The organism is Pseudidiomarina sp. PP-1MA (assembly GCF_041200125.1).
Lineage (GTDB): Bacteria > Pseudomonadota > Gammaproteobacteria > Enterobacterales > Alteromonadaceae > Pseudidiomarina > Pseudidiomarina fusca.
The window spans coordinates 1,486,070-1,503,127 of the sequence record NZ_CP165718.1 but is presented as its reverse complement, the minus strand read 5'-3'; the positions used below and the strand labels follow the sequence as shown (position 1 = coordinate 1,503,127).

Annotated in this window: 15 protein-coding genes and 1 tRNA gene; 14 read left to right on the top strand and 2 right to left on the bottom strand. The window is 46.4% G+C overall.

The window, feature by feature from the left end; genetic code table 11:
- The first annotated feature begins 23 nt into the window (after nt 1–23).
- The 9 genes from bamA to AB8S08_RS07190 all read left to right on the top strand — a co-directional run bounded on the left by bamA (nt 24) and on the right by AB8S08_RS07190 (nt 9,510).
- Nucleotides 24–2,573, top strand: coding sequence for an outer membrane protein assembly factor BamA (gene bamA / locus AB8S08_RS07230; protein WP_369742344.1), 2,550 nt, complete (start codon nt 24–26; stop codon nt 2,571–2,573).
- A gap of 36 nt (nt 2,574–2,609) precedes the next feature.
- The gene (locus AB8S08_RS07225; protein ID WP_153826124.1) at nt 2,610–3,125 is read left to right on the top strand and encodes an OmpH family outer membrane protein; all 516 of its coding nucleotides are present in this window, start codon (nt 2,610–2,612) and stop codon (nt 3,123–3,125) included.
- A 4-nt stretch (nt 3,126–3,129) separates the two neighbouring features.
- On the top strand, nt 3,130–4,164 hold the full coding sequence (lpxD, locus tag AB8S08_RS07220; protein WP_369742342.1) for a UDP-3-O-(3-hydroxymyristoyl)glucosamine N-acyltransferase: 1,035 nt from the start codon (nt 3,130–3,132) through the stop codon (nt 4,162–4,164).
- 12 nt (nt 4,165–4,176) lie between these two features.
- Nucleotides 4,177–4,629, top strand: coding sequence for a 3-hydroxyacyl-ACP dehydratase FabZ (gene fabZ, locus AB8S08_RS07215; protein WP_369742341.1), 453 nt, complete (start codon nt 4,177–4,179; stop codon nt 4,627–4,629).
- Nucleotides 4,630–5,394: an acyl-ACP--UDP-N-acetylglucosamine O-acyltransferase gene (lpxA, locus tag AB8S08_RS07210; protein ID WP_369742340.1), complete on the top strand. Its 765-nt coding sequence runs from the start codon at nt 4,630–4,632 to the stop codon at nt 5,392–5,394.
- A gap of 18 nt (nt 5,395–5,412) precedes the next feature.
- Nucleotides 5,413–6,600, top strand: a complete 1,188-nt coding sequence (gene lpxB, locus AB8S08_RS07205) for a lipid-A-disaccharide synthase (protein WP_369742339.1) — start codon at nt 5,413–5,415, stop codon at nt 6,598–6,600.
- Nucleotides 6,601–6,690: 90 nt separating this feature from the next.
- Nucleotides 6,691–7,677, top strand: coding sequence for a glutathione S-transferase family protein (locus AB8S08_RS07200; RefSeq protein ID WP_369742338.1), 987 nt, complete (start codon nt 6,691–6,693; stop codon nt 7,675–7,677).
- A 2-nt stretch (nt 7,678–7,679) separates the two neighbouring features.
- Nucleotides 7,680–8,507 carry a pirin family protein gene (locus AB8S08_RS07195; protein ID WP_369742337.1) on the top strand — a complete coding sequence of 276 codons (828 nt, stop codon included), beginning with the start codon at nt 7,680–7,682 and terminating at the stop codon, nt 8,505–8,507.
- A 40-nt stretch (nt 8,508–8,547) separates the two neighbouring features.
- Nucleotides 8,548–9,510 carry an NAD(P)H-quinone oxidoreductase gene (locus tag AB8S08_RS07190; protein WP_369742336.1) on the top strand — a complete coding sequence of 321 codons (963 nt, stop codon included), beginning with the start codon at nt 8,548–8,550 and terminating at the stop codon, nt 9,508–9,510.
- 33 nt (nt 9,511–9,543) lie between these two features.
- On the opposite strand, the gene AB8S08_RS07185 is transcribed toward AB8S08_RS07190, so the two are convergent.
- Nucleotides 9,544–9,628 (bottom strand) — tRNA-Tyr (locus tag AB8S08_RS07185).
- Nucleotides 9,629–9,721: 93 nt separating this feature from the next.
- Here AB8S08_RS07185 and xerD point away from each other — a divergent pair.
- The 5 genes from xerD to lysS all read left to right on the top strand — a co-directional run bounded on the left by xerD (nt 9,722) and on the right by lysS (nt 15,799).
- On the top strand, nt 9,722–10,621 hold the full coding sequence (xerD, locus tag AB8S08_RS07180) for a site-specific tyrosine recombinase XerD (RefSeq protein WP_369742334.1): 900 nt from the start codon (nt 9,722–9,724) through the stop codon (nt 10,619–10,621).
- A 5-nt stretch (nt 10,622–10,626) separates the two neighbouring features.
- Nucleotides 10,627–11,370: a thioredoxin fold domain-containing protein gene (locus AB8S08_RS07175; RefSeq protein ID WP_369742333.1), complete on the top strand. Its 744-nt coding sequence runs from the start codon at nt 10,627–10,629 to the stop codon at nt 11,368–11,370.
- A 1-nt stretch (nt 11,371) separates the two neighbouring features.
- Entirely contained in the window at nt 11,372–13,084 is a 1,713-nt protein-coding gene (gene recJ / locus AB8S08_RS07170) for a single-stranded-DNA-specific exonuclease RecJ (protein ID WP_369742331.1), read from the top strand.
- Between the two features lie 44 nt (nt 13,085–13,128).
- A protein-coding gene (gene prfB, locus AB8S08_RS07165; protein ID WP_369742330.1) for a peptide chain release factor 2 occupies nt 13,129–14,227 on the top strand; the annotation gives its coding sequence in 2 pieces (ribosomal slippage) (nt 13,129–13,203 and nt 13,205–14,227; 1,098 coding nt in all).
- 57 nt (nt 14,228–14,284) lie between these two features.
- Nucleotides 14,285–15,799 carry a lysine--tRNA ligase gene (gene lysS / locus AB8S08_RS07160; RefSeq protein WP_369742329.1) on the top strand — a complete coding sequence of 505 codons (1,515 nt, stop codon included), beginning with the start codon at nt 14,285–14,287 and terminating at the stop codon, nt 15,797–15,799.
- Between the two features lie 65 nt (nt 15,800–15,864).
- Here lysS and AB8S08_RS07155 read toward each other — a convergent pair whose 3' ends face one another.
- Nucleotides 15,865–17,028 carry a PLP-dependent aspartate aminotransferase family protein gene (locus AB8S08_RS07155; protein ID WP_369742328.1) on the bottom strand — a complete coding sequence of 388 codons (1,164 nt, stop codon included), beginning with the start codon at nt 17,026–17,028 and terminating at the stop codon, nt 15,865–15,867.
- Between the last annotated feature and the right edge of the window lie 30 nt (nt 17,029–17,058).

Sequence of the window (17,058 nt, the reverse complement as noted above, 5' to 3'; positions counted from 1 at the left end):
ACACAACAATTAAGTAGCACAGAATGACGTTGAAACAGCTGTTCTTGAGCGCCCTGGTAGCAGCGGCGGCTCTTCCTGCACATACTGCATACGCACAAAGTGCAACCCAAGGTTCTGAACCCAATGCTTCCGAGCAGAGTGCCAACAAAAATACCGAAACATTTGTCGTTGAAGATATCCGTGTAAGAGGATTACAACGAGTGGCCCTAGGTGCCGCGCTAACTTATATTCCTATTCGTTTAGGTGACACTGTTGATGCGAACGCAGTTCGTAACAGTATCCGCTCTCTTTATTCATCCACCCACTTTGATTACATTGAAGCGAAACGCGAAAATAACACGCTTATTTTTGAGGTGGTGGAGCGCCCAACCATCAGCTCGATAGAGTTTGAGGGAAACAAAGATATCAAGGATGAGCAGCTCACTCAGAGTCTTACTGATAGCGGGATTGTCGAGGGCGAGCAACTAGATCGTACCGTCATCGCAAGCATCGAAACAGGCCTTGAAGATTTCTTTCATAGTGTAGGTAAATACAACGCTAAGGTTGATGTAGAACTGGTAGAGCTTACCCGTAATCGAGTAAGCGTGCGGTTGAACTTTGATGAAGGCGAATCGGCCGAAATTAAACAAATCAATTTAGTGGGTAATAAAAGTTTTACTGATGAAGAGATACTCAATCAATTTGAGTTGAAAGACAGCTTGCCTTGGTGGAATTTTATCGGTGAAAACCGTTATCAAAAACAACAGTTATCAGGCGATTTAGAAGCACTAGAGAGTTTCTATAAAAACCGTGGTTATTTGGGCTTTCAGGTTAAGTCCGTTCAAGTAACGTTAACGCCAGATCGTAAAGGCGTGTATATCACTATGAACCTTGAAGAAGGTGAGGTATACAGCATTAACGAAGTACGAGTGATTGGTGACTTGAAAGGCCATGACGAGATGGTTGAAGCTTTCACCACCATCAAATCAGGTACGACGTACAACGCAGCACAAATAACAGCCCTAGAAGAGGCTATTGCTCGTTTCTATGGTCGTTTCGGCTATGCGTATCCTGAAGTTCGCGCTATTCCTGAAATTCAAGAGGGTAGCAACGAAGTTGACTTGATTTTCTCCGTCAACCCTGGCAAACGCGTCTACGTGAATAGAATTAACTTTATCGGTAACAATGTAACTGCGGATCAAGTTTTACGCCGAGAGATGCGTCAACTTGAAGGGGCTCCACTCAATGAGGCCCAAGTAGAGCAAAGTAAGGTTCGGTTAGAGCGTTTAGGCTTTTTTGAAACCGTAGAAACCAATACTACCAAAGTAGATGGTAGTGATGAGCGTGTAGATATTGATTTTGTGGTTAAAGAGCAGCCGTCAGGTTCATTTAACTTTAGCTTTGGTTACGGTGACTACTCAGGTCTACAAATCGGTGTTGGTGCGTCGCAAGAAAACTTCTTGGGCTCGGGTAACCGCGCTGCGATCAACGTAAACACTAATAAATATAATCGTACTGCAAGTGTTGCTTATACCGACCGCTACTTTACTAAAGATGGCGTGAGCTTAACCGGTAGCGTGTACATGAGCGAGTTTGATGCTGGTAAGTTAGATAACTACATTCGCTACAACAAGAAGCAATACGGTATTAGCGCTAACGTGGGCTTCCCCATTAGCGAAATCCAAAGTTTAAGCTTTGGCGCAACCTATCGTAGCGAAGAAATTAATGATGTTGAAAGTTACGAGCAGATCACGCGGTTTTATAAACCATATGTTGACAAACGTACTCCAAACAATGGGGTGGCTTTTGACATCTACGAACTTACCGCAGCTTGGAACCGAGTGACTTTAAACCGTGGTATGTTCCCGACAGCTGGGTCATCTAACTCGGTGTCAGTTGGCATGTCGGCGCCTTTGAGCGATGTTAATTACTTCCGTGTTAACTACGATTATCGCCAGTATTTCCCATTAACTGATACTCATAGTTTTGTGTTTATGACCCGGATGCGGTTAGGCTATGGTAACGGTTATGGCAAAGACGATAACGGCAACGAATATCTGTATCCATTCTATGAGAATTTCCGCATTGGTGGACGCGATAATTTACGTGGTTTTGAAGCTAACACCATTGGTCCGAAAGCTGTCTATCGTTATACTCAATCCATTCCTGGCTTGCCGCCGGTTGATGGTGGTCCAGTAACGAATCCGCTGCCCGAATACACGGATACCTTGGCGGTAAGCCAATACTCGGTGGGCGGTAATGCATTGTTCGTGGGTGGATTAGAATTAATTGTACCAACACCGTTTATTTCTGAAGAGAATAAGAATACAGTTCGTACAAGTTTCTACGTAGATGTGGGTAACGTATGGGATACCGAGTTTAATTACGACGATTATGCCAAATTGCAGCTTAATCCTAACTCGTACCCATTAGAGGATTTTAGTAAGCCTAACTCGTTCCGCGCATCTGCAGGTATTTCTGTGCAGTGGATTTCACCGATGGGGCCGTTGACCTTCTCGTTAGGGCGCCCACTGAAGTCAGAAGATGGTGATAAAACCCAGGTCTTCAGCTTTAATATCGGTACCACCTTCTAATTTGAAAAATTATAAAATATATCAAGGAGTTTTATTGTGAATACTTTAATGAAAACAGGTGTTGCAGCAGCGCTACTAGCTACCGCAGTTTTTGCTAATGCAGCAGAAGCACAACAAAAAGTTGGCGTGATTAACGTGCAAGAAGTATTGCAGAACCTGCCACAAGCTCGTGAACTTGAAACCCAAGTTCAAACTGAGTTTAAGAGCCGTATTGACGAAGTTTCTAAACTTGAAAATCAAATGCGCGAGTTACAAGAAAAGGCGCAACGTGATGCATCTATCATGTCTAATCAAGAACGCTTGAACATGCAGCGTGAAATGGAGATGTTAGAAACCACCTATCAGCTTAAAGTAAAAGCGGTACGTGAAGATATGGGTCGTCGTCAAAACGAATTACGCGACCAACTATTGATGGATATCATGCGCAACACTCAAGACGTAGCTACTGCGCAACAGTTTGATCTTGTTCTGCAGCGTTCAGCGTTAGCTTATGCTACTGAAGCATCTGACCTCACTGATGCTGTGATTAAAAAAATGACTGGTGGCAACTAAGGCTATGGCGAATCAGACATTGCTGTTACAGCAATTGGCTGAGGCGATTGAAGCTGAAGTACACGGTGATGGTGATATCAGCATCACTGGTGTCGCAACCCTTGCCTCGGCTAAGCCGGGGCAAATTGCCTTTTTAGCCAATGAAAAATATCGCTCGCAGCTAGACACTACCCAAGCCAGTGCCGTTATTGTGGCACCTAATGTGGAGTTACCAGCCGGTTTGGCGGCCCTGCGTACCCGTAATCCTTATGCTGGCTTTGCTAAAGTAGCGCAACTTTTAGATACCACACCAAAACCAGCTGACCATATTCATGCCTCTGCACAAATTCATCCAACCGCAAAGATTGGAGCAAATGTTGCTATTGGTGCTAACACCGTTATCGCTGAGCATGCGGTTATCGCAGATGATGTGGTGATTGGCGTAGGCTGCTATATTGGACCAAGAGTTGAAATTGGCCGGGCAACCCAATTATGGCAACACGTAGTGGTTTACCATGGCTGTGTGATTGGGGAGCATTGTCTCGTGCATGCAGGCACCATCATAGGTGCTGACGGTTTTGGTTGGGCCAATGAGCAAGGTAAATGGGTTAAGATCCCGCAACTAGGACGAGTAGTTATTGGTAACCGGGTAGATATTGGCGCTAGCACTACCATCGATCGCGGTGCGCTAGACGACACTATTATTAGTGATGGCTGTATTATCGATAATCAGTGCCAAATAGCGCACAATGTATTTATTGATGAAGACACAGCCATTGCAGGTTGTACTGTGTTGGCAGGGAGCTGCCGGATTGGTAAGCGCTGCTTAATTGGCGGCGCAACAGCCATCAATGGCCACATTGAAATTTGTGATGACGTGCAAATAAGTGGCTTCTCGATGGTGATTAAAGGTATTTCTGAGCCCGGCGTTTACGCCTCGGGTATCCCTGCTGCGCCTCATCGCGAATGGCGCCGGAACGGTGCTCGTTACCGTCAACTTGACGAGCTCTTTCAGCGGGTGAAGAAGTTAGAAAATCAGCTAGCTAGTGCTAGCGAGTAAGAGGACATTGTTTTGTCAGCAGATGGCGCTTTTGATATTAAAGAAATTTTAAGCTTGTTACCGCATCGGTATCCTTTTTTGTTGGTTGATAAAGTATTAGCTTGTGACCATCAAACCCGGATCCATGCGGTAAAAAACGTGAGTGTTAACGAGCCGATATTTACTGGACACTTTCCTGAAAATCCAATTTTTCCTGGGGTACTTATTTTAGAAGCCTTAGCCCAAGCGGCTGGATTACTTGGATTTAAGATAACGGCAAGCACGCCGGGCGCAAAAGATCTATACTTATTTGCTGGGGTGGATAACGCTCGTTTTAAAAAGCAGGTTCTGCCTGGTGACACTATGCATCTGCATGTTACCTTTGAGAAAGAACGCCGCGGTATTTGGGTGTTTAAAGGACGCGCCGAAGTTGACGGTGAGTTAGCCTGTAGTTGCGATATTATTTGTGCAAGAAGAGAAATTTAAGTGATTCATTCGACTGCGATTGTTGATAAAAGTGCAAAGCTTGGGGCCAATGTAGAAATTGGCCCTTACAGTATTATTGGTGCCGATGTAGAGATAGGTGATGGCACTGTGATTGGGCCCCATGTGGTAGTTAAAGGGCCAACCACTCTTGGTAAAAACAATCGCATTTTTCAATTCTCTTCGGTAGGTGAAGACTGCCAAGATAAAAAATATGCGGGCGAGCCAACTCGCTTAGTGATAGGTGATAACAACATTATTCGCGAATGTGTGACCATCCATCGCGGCACGGTGCAAGATCAAGGGTTAACCCAAATTGGTGATGACAATCTCTTAATGGCGTACGTTCATGTTGCTCATGATTGCATGGTTGGTGATCATGTTATTTTAGCTAATAACACCACGTTAGCAGGCCATGTTCATGTGGGTGACTGGGCCATTTTAGGTGGCTTTACTGGAGTTCATCAGTTTTGCCATATTGGGGCCCATGCTTTTACCGCAGTAAATTCTGTGGTGGTGCAGGATGTTCCGCCCTACGTGATGGCGCAGGGTCACAATGCGGTTCCTCGTACCATTAATAGCGAAGGATTAAAACGGCGTGGTTTCACCAGTGAACAAATTTTGAATATCAAACGTGCCTTTAAACTGCTGTATCGACAGGGGCTCACCGTAGCCGAGGCGGTTTCCCAGATGCAAGAATTGAATGCGGCAGAATTAGGTCCACTTATTGAATTTGTGCAACAAAGCCGCCGTGGCATTATTCGCTAACCTAATCAGCATGTTTCGATGATGAGTGAAATGGAAGTGACACAGTCAGCTCCTCTAATTGCAGTGATAGCAGGTGAGCATTCGGGCGATTTATTAGGTGCCGGAATGCTTGCAGAGTTGCGCGTCAAGTATCCTAACGCTGAATTTATTGGGGTAGGTGGTCCGTTAATGCAAGCGCAAGGGCTCACCAGTTTAGTACCCATGGATGATTTAGCTGTAATGGGAATCGCAGAAGTTCTGGGGCGTCTATGGACCCTACTAAAGCATCGCAAACTGCTGGTTCAGACCATGTTAGCACGACGCCCAGACGTGTTTATTGGGATTGATGCGCCTGATTTTAATCTCCCTATAGCTAAACAATTAAAGCAGCAGGGCATTGCTACCGTCCATTACGTTAGCCCGAGTGTTTGGGCGTGGCGCCAAGGGCGAATTAAAGGAATTAAAGCGGCGGTAGACCATGTTTTGTGTTTGTTGCCCTTTGAAAAACAGTTTTATGATCAGCACCAGTTAGCTGCTACTTTTGTTGGTCATCCACTTGCTGATAGTATTGCGCTGCATTCGGATAAGCAGCAAGCAAGAGCCGATTTAGATTTGCCTGAGCAAACTCGCATTATCGGGTTGCTACCGGGTAGTCGGAAAGGTGAGATAGCCAGATTAGGGCCACTGTTTTTGCAAACTGCGCAGCAGTTGCAGGAGCAACATCCGAATTGGTTGTTCATTGCTCCGATGATAAGTTCTGCGCGAGCCGAACAATTTAGTCAACTCATTGCTCGTTATTCACCACAGTTACGCATCCAACTGATTGATGGCCAAGCCCGTACCGCCATGGCGGCTGCTGACGGCTTGTTACTCACCTCAGGAACAGTCACCCTTGAAGCCATGCTTATTAAGCGTCCGATGGTGGTGGCATATCGATTTAATTGGTTAAGTTATCAGTTAATTAAACGCTTATTTAAAGCTAAGTATTTTAGTCTGCCAAATCTCTTGGCGGATCAAGCCTTGGTCCCTGAGTTTGCTCAACAGCAAGCAACGGTGGATAACTTAGCGCAAGCACTAGAGCAGCAGTTAGATCCTGCCAATCAAGCTATGTTGGCGCAAAAATTCACCCAGTTGCATCAACAGTTACAACAGCGGGCAAATCAAATCAGTGCTGCTGTGGTAGTAGATTTAATAGCACAATCCCCCAAACACCTTTCTAATAAATAGAAAGGTTTGCTGATTAAATTCCGATTATTATTCGATTAGTTGCCAGCTATACTTACTCCGTTATTAACTGTTAAAGCGGAGGATAAGCAGATGGGCTTATTAGTAGATGGAACATGGCAAGATAAGTGGTACGACACTGATAGTCATGAAGGCGCTTTCGAGCGCAGTGCAGCGCAATTTAGAAATTGGATCAGTAACGATCCGGATGCTGAATTTAAACCCGAATCAGGTCGCTACCATTTATACGTATCCTATGCTTGTCCGTGGGCACATCGAACCTTAATCTTTCGAAAGTTAAAGGGCTTAGAAGACCATATTAGCGTATCTGCGGTGCATCCATTGATGCTTGAAAATGGTTGGGAATTTAGCTCACAAGGGTTTGGCGATAATCCGTCCGAATCTTTACAAGATCCTTTATATCAACATAACTACCTGTATCAACTGTATTTACAAGCTAACCCTAAGTACAGCGGCAGAGTCACAGTGCCGGTATTGTGGGATAAGCAACGTAAAACGATAGTCAGTAATGAGTCTGCCGATATTATTCGGATGTTTAACTCTGCGTTTAATGAACTCACAGGAAATCAAATAGATTTTTATCCAGATGAGTTAGCTGAGCCGATTGATAGCATCAATGAACGGGTCTACGATCGTATCAACAATGGCGTGTATAAATGTGGTTTTGCGACTAAGGCTCCTGCGTACCAGCGTGCTTACCGAGAGCTTTTTGATGAACTTGATACGGTCGAGGGCATTTTAGCGCAACAACCGTTTCTAGCTGGTGACCAAATTACGGAAGCCGATTGGCGTTTGTTTACCACCTTAATTAGATTCGATGCTGTGTATTACAGTCACTTCAAAACCAACCGGCAGCGGCTTATTGATTATCCTAATCTGTGGGACTATGTACGGCAACTTTATCAAGTACCAGGGATTGCCGAGACGGTCTTAATGGATCATATCAAAACTCATTACTACAGCAGTCATACCATGATCAACCCAACCGGCATTGTCCCTGAAGGTCCGGAATTAGACTTTAATCAACCACATTCACGTGGTTCTGTGTTAGGAGCTTAACTATGGCGCACGTTATTACAGGTCGCTATCGCGGTATCCCAGCTCAAGACGGAGCTGGGGTTAAACTAACGCGGGTGATTAATCAGCCGCAACTACGGCATCAGGATCCTTTTTTAATGTTGGATGAGTTTCGTTCTGATAATCCCAATGATTATATTGCGGGATTTCCGCCGCATCCGCATCGTGGCTTTGTTACCCTCACTTACATGTTAGCAGGGCGGATGGAGCACAAGGATTCAAATGGCAACACAGGCGTGGTTGAAGCCGGCGGAGCCCAATGGATGAAGGCAGCACGCGGGATCATTCACGCCGAAATGCCAAAGCAAGAAGACGGCCTGATGTGGGGCTTTCAGTTATGGCTTAATCTACCCGCAGCACGTAAAATGGAGGCGGCTGATTGGGCTGATTACCCGCAACATAAGCTGGGCCTAATCGAGCGAGATAACTATGAAATTCGCGTGATTGCAGGTTCATATGAAGATACTGTAGGGCCCATTCAACAGCCGGAGCAAGAATTTTTGATGCTGGATGTACGCCTACAGCCGCAAGCGGAATTAGAGTTATCCTCGCAGCAGCAACAGACTCGACTCTTGTATGTCTACCAAGGGCAAGTTAGTCTGAATGGCTCGCAGCTAGAGCGCGGTGAGTTGGTCCGCTTGAATGCCACTGATAATCTACAGTTGCAGAGCTCTGAGTTAGCGGGTGTTGTTCTCTTAGCGGGCCAACCCATTGGTGAACCTATCAGCCAATATGGGCCTTTCGTGATGAATTCGCCGGCCGAAATTGAACAAGCGATTCGAGATTACCAAGCTGGACGTTTAACTGGTTAAGCTAGTATTGCCCGGCTATTGCTAAGGAGTAGAAAGCAAGATGATGCGAGTGATTGTACCTAACGCTGCGGGCGAACCCGAGATGATTCACCAGCAACGGCCCCAAGCTGGCGCCAACGAGGTGGTGATCAAGGTTGCCTACAGTGGCATGAACCGTGCTGATGTGATGCAGCTTGCAGGGCATTATCCACCGCCAGCTGGTGCTTCAGAGGTGTTGGGGTTGGAAGTTAGCGGCTGGATTGCTGAAGTTGGAGCCGGTGTTCAGCACTTTCAGCGCGGTCAATCGGTGTGCGCATTACTTAGTGGCGGCGGTTATGCCGAGTACGTGGCGGTGCCGGCTAATCAAGTACTACCTCTGCCAGCTGGGATGCAATTACCAGCGGCTGCTGGTATCAGTGAAGTTTTTGCCACGGCTTACTATAACTTGTATATGCTAGCAGCAGCACAGCCAGGCGAGCATATTTTATTACATGCCGGTGCAAGCGCAGTGGGGCAGGCAGGATTGCAACTAGCCCGTGAGTTTGGTAACCCGACGTTTGTTACTGTTAGCAGCCAAGCAAAGTTAGACCATTGTAAAGGTCTGGGGGCGGCACAAGGCTGGTTGCGCGGTGCTGGAGATTTTACCGAGGCGGTAAAAGCTTGGGGGGGCGCTGATATTATTTTAGACCCGGTGGTTGGTGATTATTTACCAGCCAATCAACGAGTGCTGCGTCAAGATGGTCGATTAGTTGTGATAGGGCTTATGGGCGGACGTTTGGCAGAGTTAGATGCCGCAAGGCTATTAATGAAACGCCAGCGGCTTATTGGCAGCACTTTAAGAAATCAGCCCAATCAAGTGAAAGCAAGAATTATGGCCGCCTTGTTTGACCACGTATGGCCGCTATTTGAAGCAGAAAAACTAACCGCCAATATTGATTCGATACTTCCTGTGGCACAGGTAGGCGAAGCCATCCAACGACTTAAGCATAATGACACTATGGGTAAGTTGGTGTTGGTTTGGTAGTTAATAATTGTTTGATGAAACCAGAAAGGAAAGTGGTGGAGGGGGCAGGATTCGAACCTGCGAAGGCTGAGCCGTCAGATTTACAGTCTGATCCCTTTGACCGCTCGGGAACCCCTCCACACGAGCGCTGCATGATAGCAGATTGAGCCTGCGTGTAAACCGTTAATAGGGTAAAATCTCGATACCTGTCTACAAATGAGCCTTAGTATTCATGATTCCAGCCGCAACAGAAGAACTAATAGAACAATTTTTAGACCGTTTATGGTTGCAGCAGGGCATCAGCAAACACACACGAGCAGCTTATCGCTCAGATATAGTGAATTGCTATAAATTTGTCCGCACTCGGCAGCGCAAAGATTTACTCACGTTGAGCGCTGTCGATCTCGAAGACTTTCTGTTGTGGCGACGCCAGCAAGGTTTTTCACCACGTAGCACTTCTCGTCTTCTGAGCGCTTTGAAGAAATTTTTTCAGTGGGCGGTGCAGCAGCAGCTATGTAGCACTGACCCAACTGCAAAGTTACAACGCCCAAAGCAACCTCAGGCTATCCCGCACAGCCTCTCAGAGCTTGAGGTTGAAGATCTGTTAAATGCTCCCGATACTAGTGATGTGATTCAACTGCGCGATAAGGCGATGCTAGAAATGCTTTATGCTACTGGCTTGCGCGTAACTGAATTGGTACAGTTAAATGTCGACCAAATAAGCCTGCAGCAAGAGCTAGTAAGAGTGATAGGTAAAGGTAACAAAGAACGTTTAGTGCCCCTTGGAGAAGTTGCGTTAGAATGGTTACAACGCTATTTTGCTGAGGCGCGTCCGGTGCTGTGTAAGCAACCCCATGATTGGGTTTTTGTTACGCGCCGAGGAGGGCCGTTAACGCGGCAGGCTTTCTGGTATCGAATTAAGTATTATGCGCAACAAGCAGAGATTCGGTCGCATTTATCGCCACATACGTTGCGCCATGCGTTCGCAACACATTTACTTAATCACGGAGCAGATCTGCGCGTGTTGCAAATGTTACTGGGCCATAGTGACTTGTCTACCACCCAAATTTACACTCATGTAGCACGCGAGCGATTGCAACAACTACATGCTACCCATCATCCACGAGCTTAATCTTTATGCAATTATCTTTTTCTTCGTTAAAACAGCTAACCGTTCCTATTGTTGCTGCGGCCTTAATCGCCTGCCAACCCGCTTCTAAAGCTAATTTAGGGAATAGTCAAGAGACCGAATTTAACACGGCCTATCTGGAGCAAATGGGGTTTGTTGTAGAGTCTCATCAAGCAGCACCCATGGGTGGACTAATCGAGGTCATTACCAATCAAGGATTGGTTTACACCAATATTGACGGGAGCCAGTTAATCAGTGGTCGTATCTATGATATTACCGCTGCTGAGCCCGTTAATTTGAGTGATTTATCACTCAATGCTATGCGGCAGCGTGATGTAACCACATGGGCTGATTCCACCATAGAGTATGCGGCACCGGATGTTAAGCATGTGGTGTACGTTTTTACCGATCCTAGTTGTGGTTATTGCCGGCAGTTACATGAACGACTAGAAGACTATCAAGCACTAGGTATTAGTGTGCGATATTTAGCTTGGCCGCGCACAGGTTTAACTGGCTCTGCTGCAAAGTTATTGGAACAAGCGTGGTGTGCAGACGATCAGCGTCAAGCATTAACTGCTATTAAGCAAGACCAAGCTCTACCGGCGGCTAATTGTGAAGCTCCCATAGCCGCTCACTATGCTTTGGGCCACAAATTTGGAGTGCGCGGTACACCCGCTTTTGTCCTGCCGTCTGGGCAGTTAGTTCCTGGGCTACTGCCGCCGCAGCAATTATTGGCGGAGCTTGAACGTTAAGATGGAAGCACAAATTCAACGTTATCCCAATATAGATACCGGAGACCTTCACACGCAGCTACCACCATTGCTGGCGCAGATAGTGGCGCGGCGGGGCGTCACTAGCTTGGCCGAACTAGAATTAAGTGCAAAAAGACTACCTCACTATCGATTGTTGAAGGGGGCAGAAGCAGCAGCCAAACGCTTGGCCGATGCACTAGAGCAACAACAACGAATCTGTATCTGTGGAGACTTTGATGCCGATGGTGCCACGTCAACAGCCTTGATGGTCTCTGTACTGCAGGCGTTAGGGGCGCAGCACGTATTTTATCTAGTCCCGAATAGATTCGCAGATGGTTATGGTTTATCGGTCTCGGTGGTGGAGCAAGCTCGGCAGCAAGGCGCCGAACTGATTGTGACGGTTGATAGCGGAATCTCTTGCCATGCTGGTATTATTGCCGCTAATAGATACGGTATTCCGGTGCTGGTGACGGATCACCATTTACCCGGTGCCAGCTTGCCTGCTGCTCAGGTGATTGTGAATCCCAATCAGCCTAGCTGTGCTTTCCCGAGTAAAAATATCGCTGGGGTCGGGGTAGCATTCTATGTGTTGTTAGCGCTTCGTGCTGAATTACGTATGCGGCAACAGCCTGCAGAGATAAACTTAGCAGCCTGGTTAGATTTGGTCGCCGTGGGGACGGTTGCTGATGTGGTTAAGCTAGACGGAGTTAATCGAATATTAGTACAGCAAGGTTTGCAGCGAATAAAAGCAGGGCATTGTCGTCCTGGTATTGCTGCTCTTCTGAGCGTAGCTGGACGTGATCAAACCCGGTTACAGGCGAGCGATTTAGGTTTTGCAATCGGGCCTCGAATTAATGCTGCCGGACGACTGGATGACATGGCAGCTGGTATTGAGTGCTTGCTGGCAGCTACCGACACCGCCGCACAATCTTTAGCCCAGCAGCTGGATAGTCTGAATCGAGAGCGACGAAGCATTGAAACAGAAATGCGGGAAGAGGCCGAGCACTATGTAGCTGAATTGGCAACCGATAATACTGAGTTGCCAGCGTTGTTAGTGTTATTTCAAGCGTCTTGGCATCAGGGGGTCATTGGAATAGTGGCGGGACGCGTAAAAGAGCAGTGTCATCGTCCAGTTATTGCCTTTGCACAAGCTGAAGATGGTTTACTTAAAGGATCAGCTCGGTCTATTGCAGGGCTGCATATAAGAGATTTACTGGAACGGGTACATACCCGTTATCCAGGCCTTATTGAACGTTTTGGTGGGCACGCAATGGCAGCTGGCTTGAGCATTCAGCAACAGCAGTTAGATGCGTTCACTAAGGCTGTAACTGAAGTGGCTTCTGAGTGGCTACAACCGCATCAATTACAAAGAGTTATCTGGTCTGACGGTGAGCTTGATGCAAGCTGCTTACAGCTTCCTTTTGTCCAGCAACTAGAGCAACTAGGGCCCTGGGGGCAAGGCTTCGCAGAGCCTTTATTCGATGGTGAATTTAAAGTGGTTAAACAGTACTTAGTAGGACAAAAACACCTAAAGTTAGTGCTGGAATCACCGCAACGAGTGACCATTGATGCGATAGCATTTCAAGTTGATACTAACCTGTGGCCAAATCCTGCGATTGAGCATATTCATGCTGCCTATCGTATTCAGCTAAATCATTTTCGTGGACAAACTTCGGTACAACTGCAACTAGAGCATTTTACTGCTTTACGGTAGAATATGCGCCCTTTGTTTATATTGATAAGTTTGGATTGCTGCACATGTTTGAAACAAATGCTACTTATGTTGCCATAAAAGATCTGCGCAAACGCAGTGAGTTGCTTCGGGGGTACCTTTGACTACGCTCATAAAGTAGAGCGTTTAGAGGAGGTAAGTCGCGAGTTAGAAGACCCAAACGTGTGGAGCAATCAAGAGCGAGCGCAAGCTCTGGGCAAAGAGCGTGCTAGCTTAGAACAGGTAGTTACAACGCTACAACGGCTTGCACAAGGGTTAGAAGACGTAGAGGGCTTGGTTGACCTAGCGGTTGAAGCTGATGACGAAGAAACCTATCAAGAAGCAGTTGCTGAACTTGAGCAATTAGAACAACAATTAGCGACGTTAGAGTTTCGGCGCATGTTTTCGGGTGAACAAGATACCGCCGATTGCTATGTGGATATTCAAGCAGGATCAGGCGGCACAGAAGCCCAAGATTGGGCGAATATGCTGTTGCGAATGTATTTGCGTTGGGCTGAGTCGCATCAGTTTAAAACAGAAATCACCGAGCTCTCGGAAGGAGAGGTGGCTGGCATAAAATCAGCAACGGTGCGTATTCAGGGTGAGTATGCCTACGGTTGGTTACGAACTGAAACCGGTGTTCATCGGTTAGTTCGTAAATCGCCATTTGACTCTGGTAATCGTCGCCATACCTCGTTCGCATCAGTGTTTGTGTATCCAGAAATTGATGATTCAATAGAAATTGAGATTAACCCGGCAGATTTGCGTATCGATACTTATCGAGCATCTGGCGCAGGTGGACAACACGTTAACCGAACCGATTCGGCAATTCGTATTACCCATGAGCCATCAGGTATTGTGGTGCAGTGTCAAAGCGATAGGTCGCAACATAAAAACCGTGATGCTGCAATGAAACAGTTACGAGCAAAGCTATACGAGATGGAGTTGCAAAAGCAATTGGCTGAGAAGCAAGCCCTTGAAGATACCAAATCGGATATTGGTTGGGGGAGTCAAATTCGCTCTTATGTACTTGATGATGCGCGTATTAAAGATTTACGTACAGGCGTCGAGAACCGTAATACTCAGGCTGTGCTAGACGGTGCTTTAGATCCATTTATTGAAGCCAGCTTAAAGTCTGGTTTATAACAACGATTCACTTTTAACGCTTTAGAATTCTATTGATTAGTTACAGGAAAAATAACCATGAACGATAAAACGCAGCAAGCACCTGAAGTTGATGTTAATGAACAGATTGCTCAGCGAAAGGCGAAATTAGCTGCTCTGCGTGAACAAGGTGTAGCGTTTCCTAATGATTTTCGTCGTGACAGTTTAGCGGCGGATTTACACGCGAACTATGATCACGTTGAAAAAGAGCAACTTGCTGCGCAAGGAGTTCGTGTGAGTATTGCTGGCCGGATGATGACTCGGCGGATTATGGGCAAGGCGAGCTTTGCCACTTTGCAAGACATGTCAGGCCAAATTCAAATTTATGTAGCGCGGGATAACTTGCCAGAAGGTTTCTATAACGAGCAATTCAAAAAGTGGGATCTTGGTGACATTATTGGAGCCACAGGCACTTTATTTATTACTGGAACTGGTGAATTAAGTGTGCAGGTTGATGATGTGCGTCTACTGACTAAAGCACTGCGCCCACTACCCGATAAGTTTCACGGCTTAGCGGATCAAGAGATGCGCTATCGCCAGCGCTATCTTGATTTGATTACTAATCAAGAGTCGCGTAAAACTTTTATTATTCGCTCCAAAGTAGTGGACTATATTCGTCGTTATTTAGGTGAACGCCAATTCTTGGAAGTTGAAACGCCGATGATGCAGACCATTCCTGGCGGGGCGGCGGCACGTCCGTTTGTAACTCATCATAACGCGTTAGATATGCAACTGTATTTGCGTATAGCACCAGAGCTTTATTTGAAGCGGTTGGTTGTCGGTGGCTTCGAAAAGGTTTTTGAAATCAATCGTAATTTCCGTAATGAAGGGCTATCTACGCGGCATAATCCAGAGTTTACCATGCTTGAGTTTTACTGGGCCTACGCCGATTATCAAGATTTGATGAACTTAACGGAAGACATGCTGCGTGGTATGGCAACTGACATCTTAGGTTCCGCGCAATTTGAAAGCGAAGGCGTGATGTATGATTTCAGCAAGCCGTTTGCACGCATGACAGTTAAAGAAGCTATTTTGGCCTATTTACCAGAAGCCTCTGAGCAACAACTTGATTCTTTAGAGCAAGCAACGCAGCTGGCGGAATCCCTCGGTATTAAAGTCAAATCGAACTGGGGCCTTGGTAAAGTTCAAATTGAGATTTTTGAAGAAGTAGCTGAACACCGTTTATTGCAGCCAACATTTATCACTGCCTACCCAGCTGAGGTATCGCCGTTGGCACGTCGTAATGATGCGGATCCATTCATTACAGATCGGTTCGAATTTTTTGTTGGTGGACGCGAATTAGCCAATGGATTTTCCGAGTTGAATGATGCTGAAGACCAAGCTGAGCGTTTCCGGGAGCAAGTGCAACAGAAAGAAGCTGGTGATGATGAGGCAATGTTCTATGATGAAGATTACGTAACTGCACTAGAGCATGGTTTACCGCCAACAGCAGGTGAGGGTATAGGTATTGATAGACTCGTTATGCTGTTGACCAACTCAGCATCTATCCGCGATGTATTATTATTCCCTCATATGCGCCCACGCAAAGGCTAAAAGCTAAGAATTAAGTGAATATGCTGTACGTTGTTAGCCCGCGAAGGGCTAACAACGCCACTCACCTAACGGCTAGGCAGAGCCTGTAACAAATCTGCTAATAGTTCATGTTTGTCCTCAATCCCCGCCGATAGTCGTAATAAATCCGAAGGACAAGGAGTACCAGCGCCTTCAACACTGGCTCGGTGCTCAATTAAACTCTCTACGCCGCCTAAGGATGTTGCACGCTTCCATAACTTGGTATTGGCGGCAACGTGAATAGCAGCGGCTTCACCGCCCTCTACCTGTATAGAAAGCATCCCACCAAAGCCCCCAGACATTTGTTTACAGGCGACTTCGTAGCCCGCAAAATTCGGTAATCCCGGATAAAGCACGGCTTTGATTTGTGGGTGTTGTTGTAATTGTTCAGCTAAGAATAAGGCATTCTCACAGGCGGCTTTTACACGTAGATGTAGCGTACGCATACCGCGCAGCAGTTGTGCAGCATCATGCGGGCTAGGAACAGCTCCTAGTTGCGCTCGAATACTCCGAATACGTTGCCAATAGGGATGATCAGCAGCTGTAATCAGTGCTCCAGCAATAACATCTGAATGACCATTTAAGTATTTGGTGGCTGAATGCATGACAATATCAGCACCTAGTGCTAGAGGCTGACTAAGAATAGGCGTTGCACAAGTTGAATCTACTGCAACCCAAGCGTCAGCCTGATGAGCTAAGGCCACAATTTCAGTAATATCGGAGATGGTCCAAAGTGGATTTCCCGGTGTTTCAAGCCATACTAATTTGGTTTTTCCCGGTTGCATAGCTTGCTTGACTAAGTGCAATTGGGTCATATCTACAAAGCTAAATTGTAATCCCCAATCTTTAGCAAAGTTCAGTAACCAATGACGCAAAGCCCAGTACATAATGTGTGGAACTATAACATGGTCACCTGGTTGTAAGGCCAGAAAAACTGAAGTAGCAGCAGCCATACCCGAGCTAAACAGCAGCGCTTGTTCGCCTTGCTCTAATTGGCAAAGTAGTTGTTCAACCGGTTTATAGGTCGGATTGTCAGCACGCGAATAAACATTACCAGTAGGGTAGCTGTTATCAGCGCCACGAATATAGGTTGTCGCTACGTGGATAGGAAGTACCACTCCTTGGCTTTCTTTATCAATAGTACCGAGAGCCTGGGCAACAGCGGTAGCCGAGCTATAGGGATATGAAAAACGGGTCGTTTTAATCGTCACTGGGTTACCTATGAGTTGTCATTTACTAAC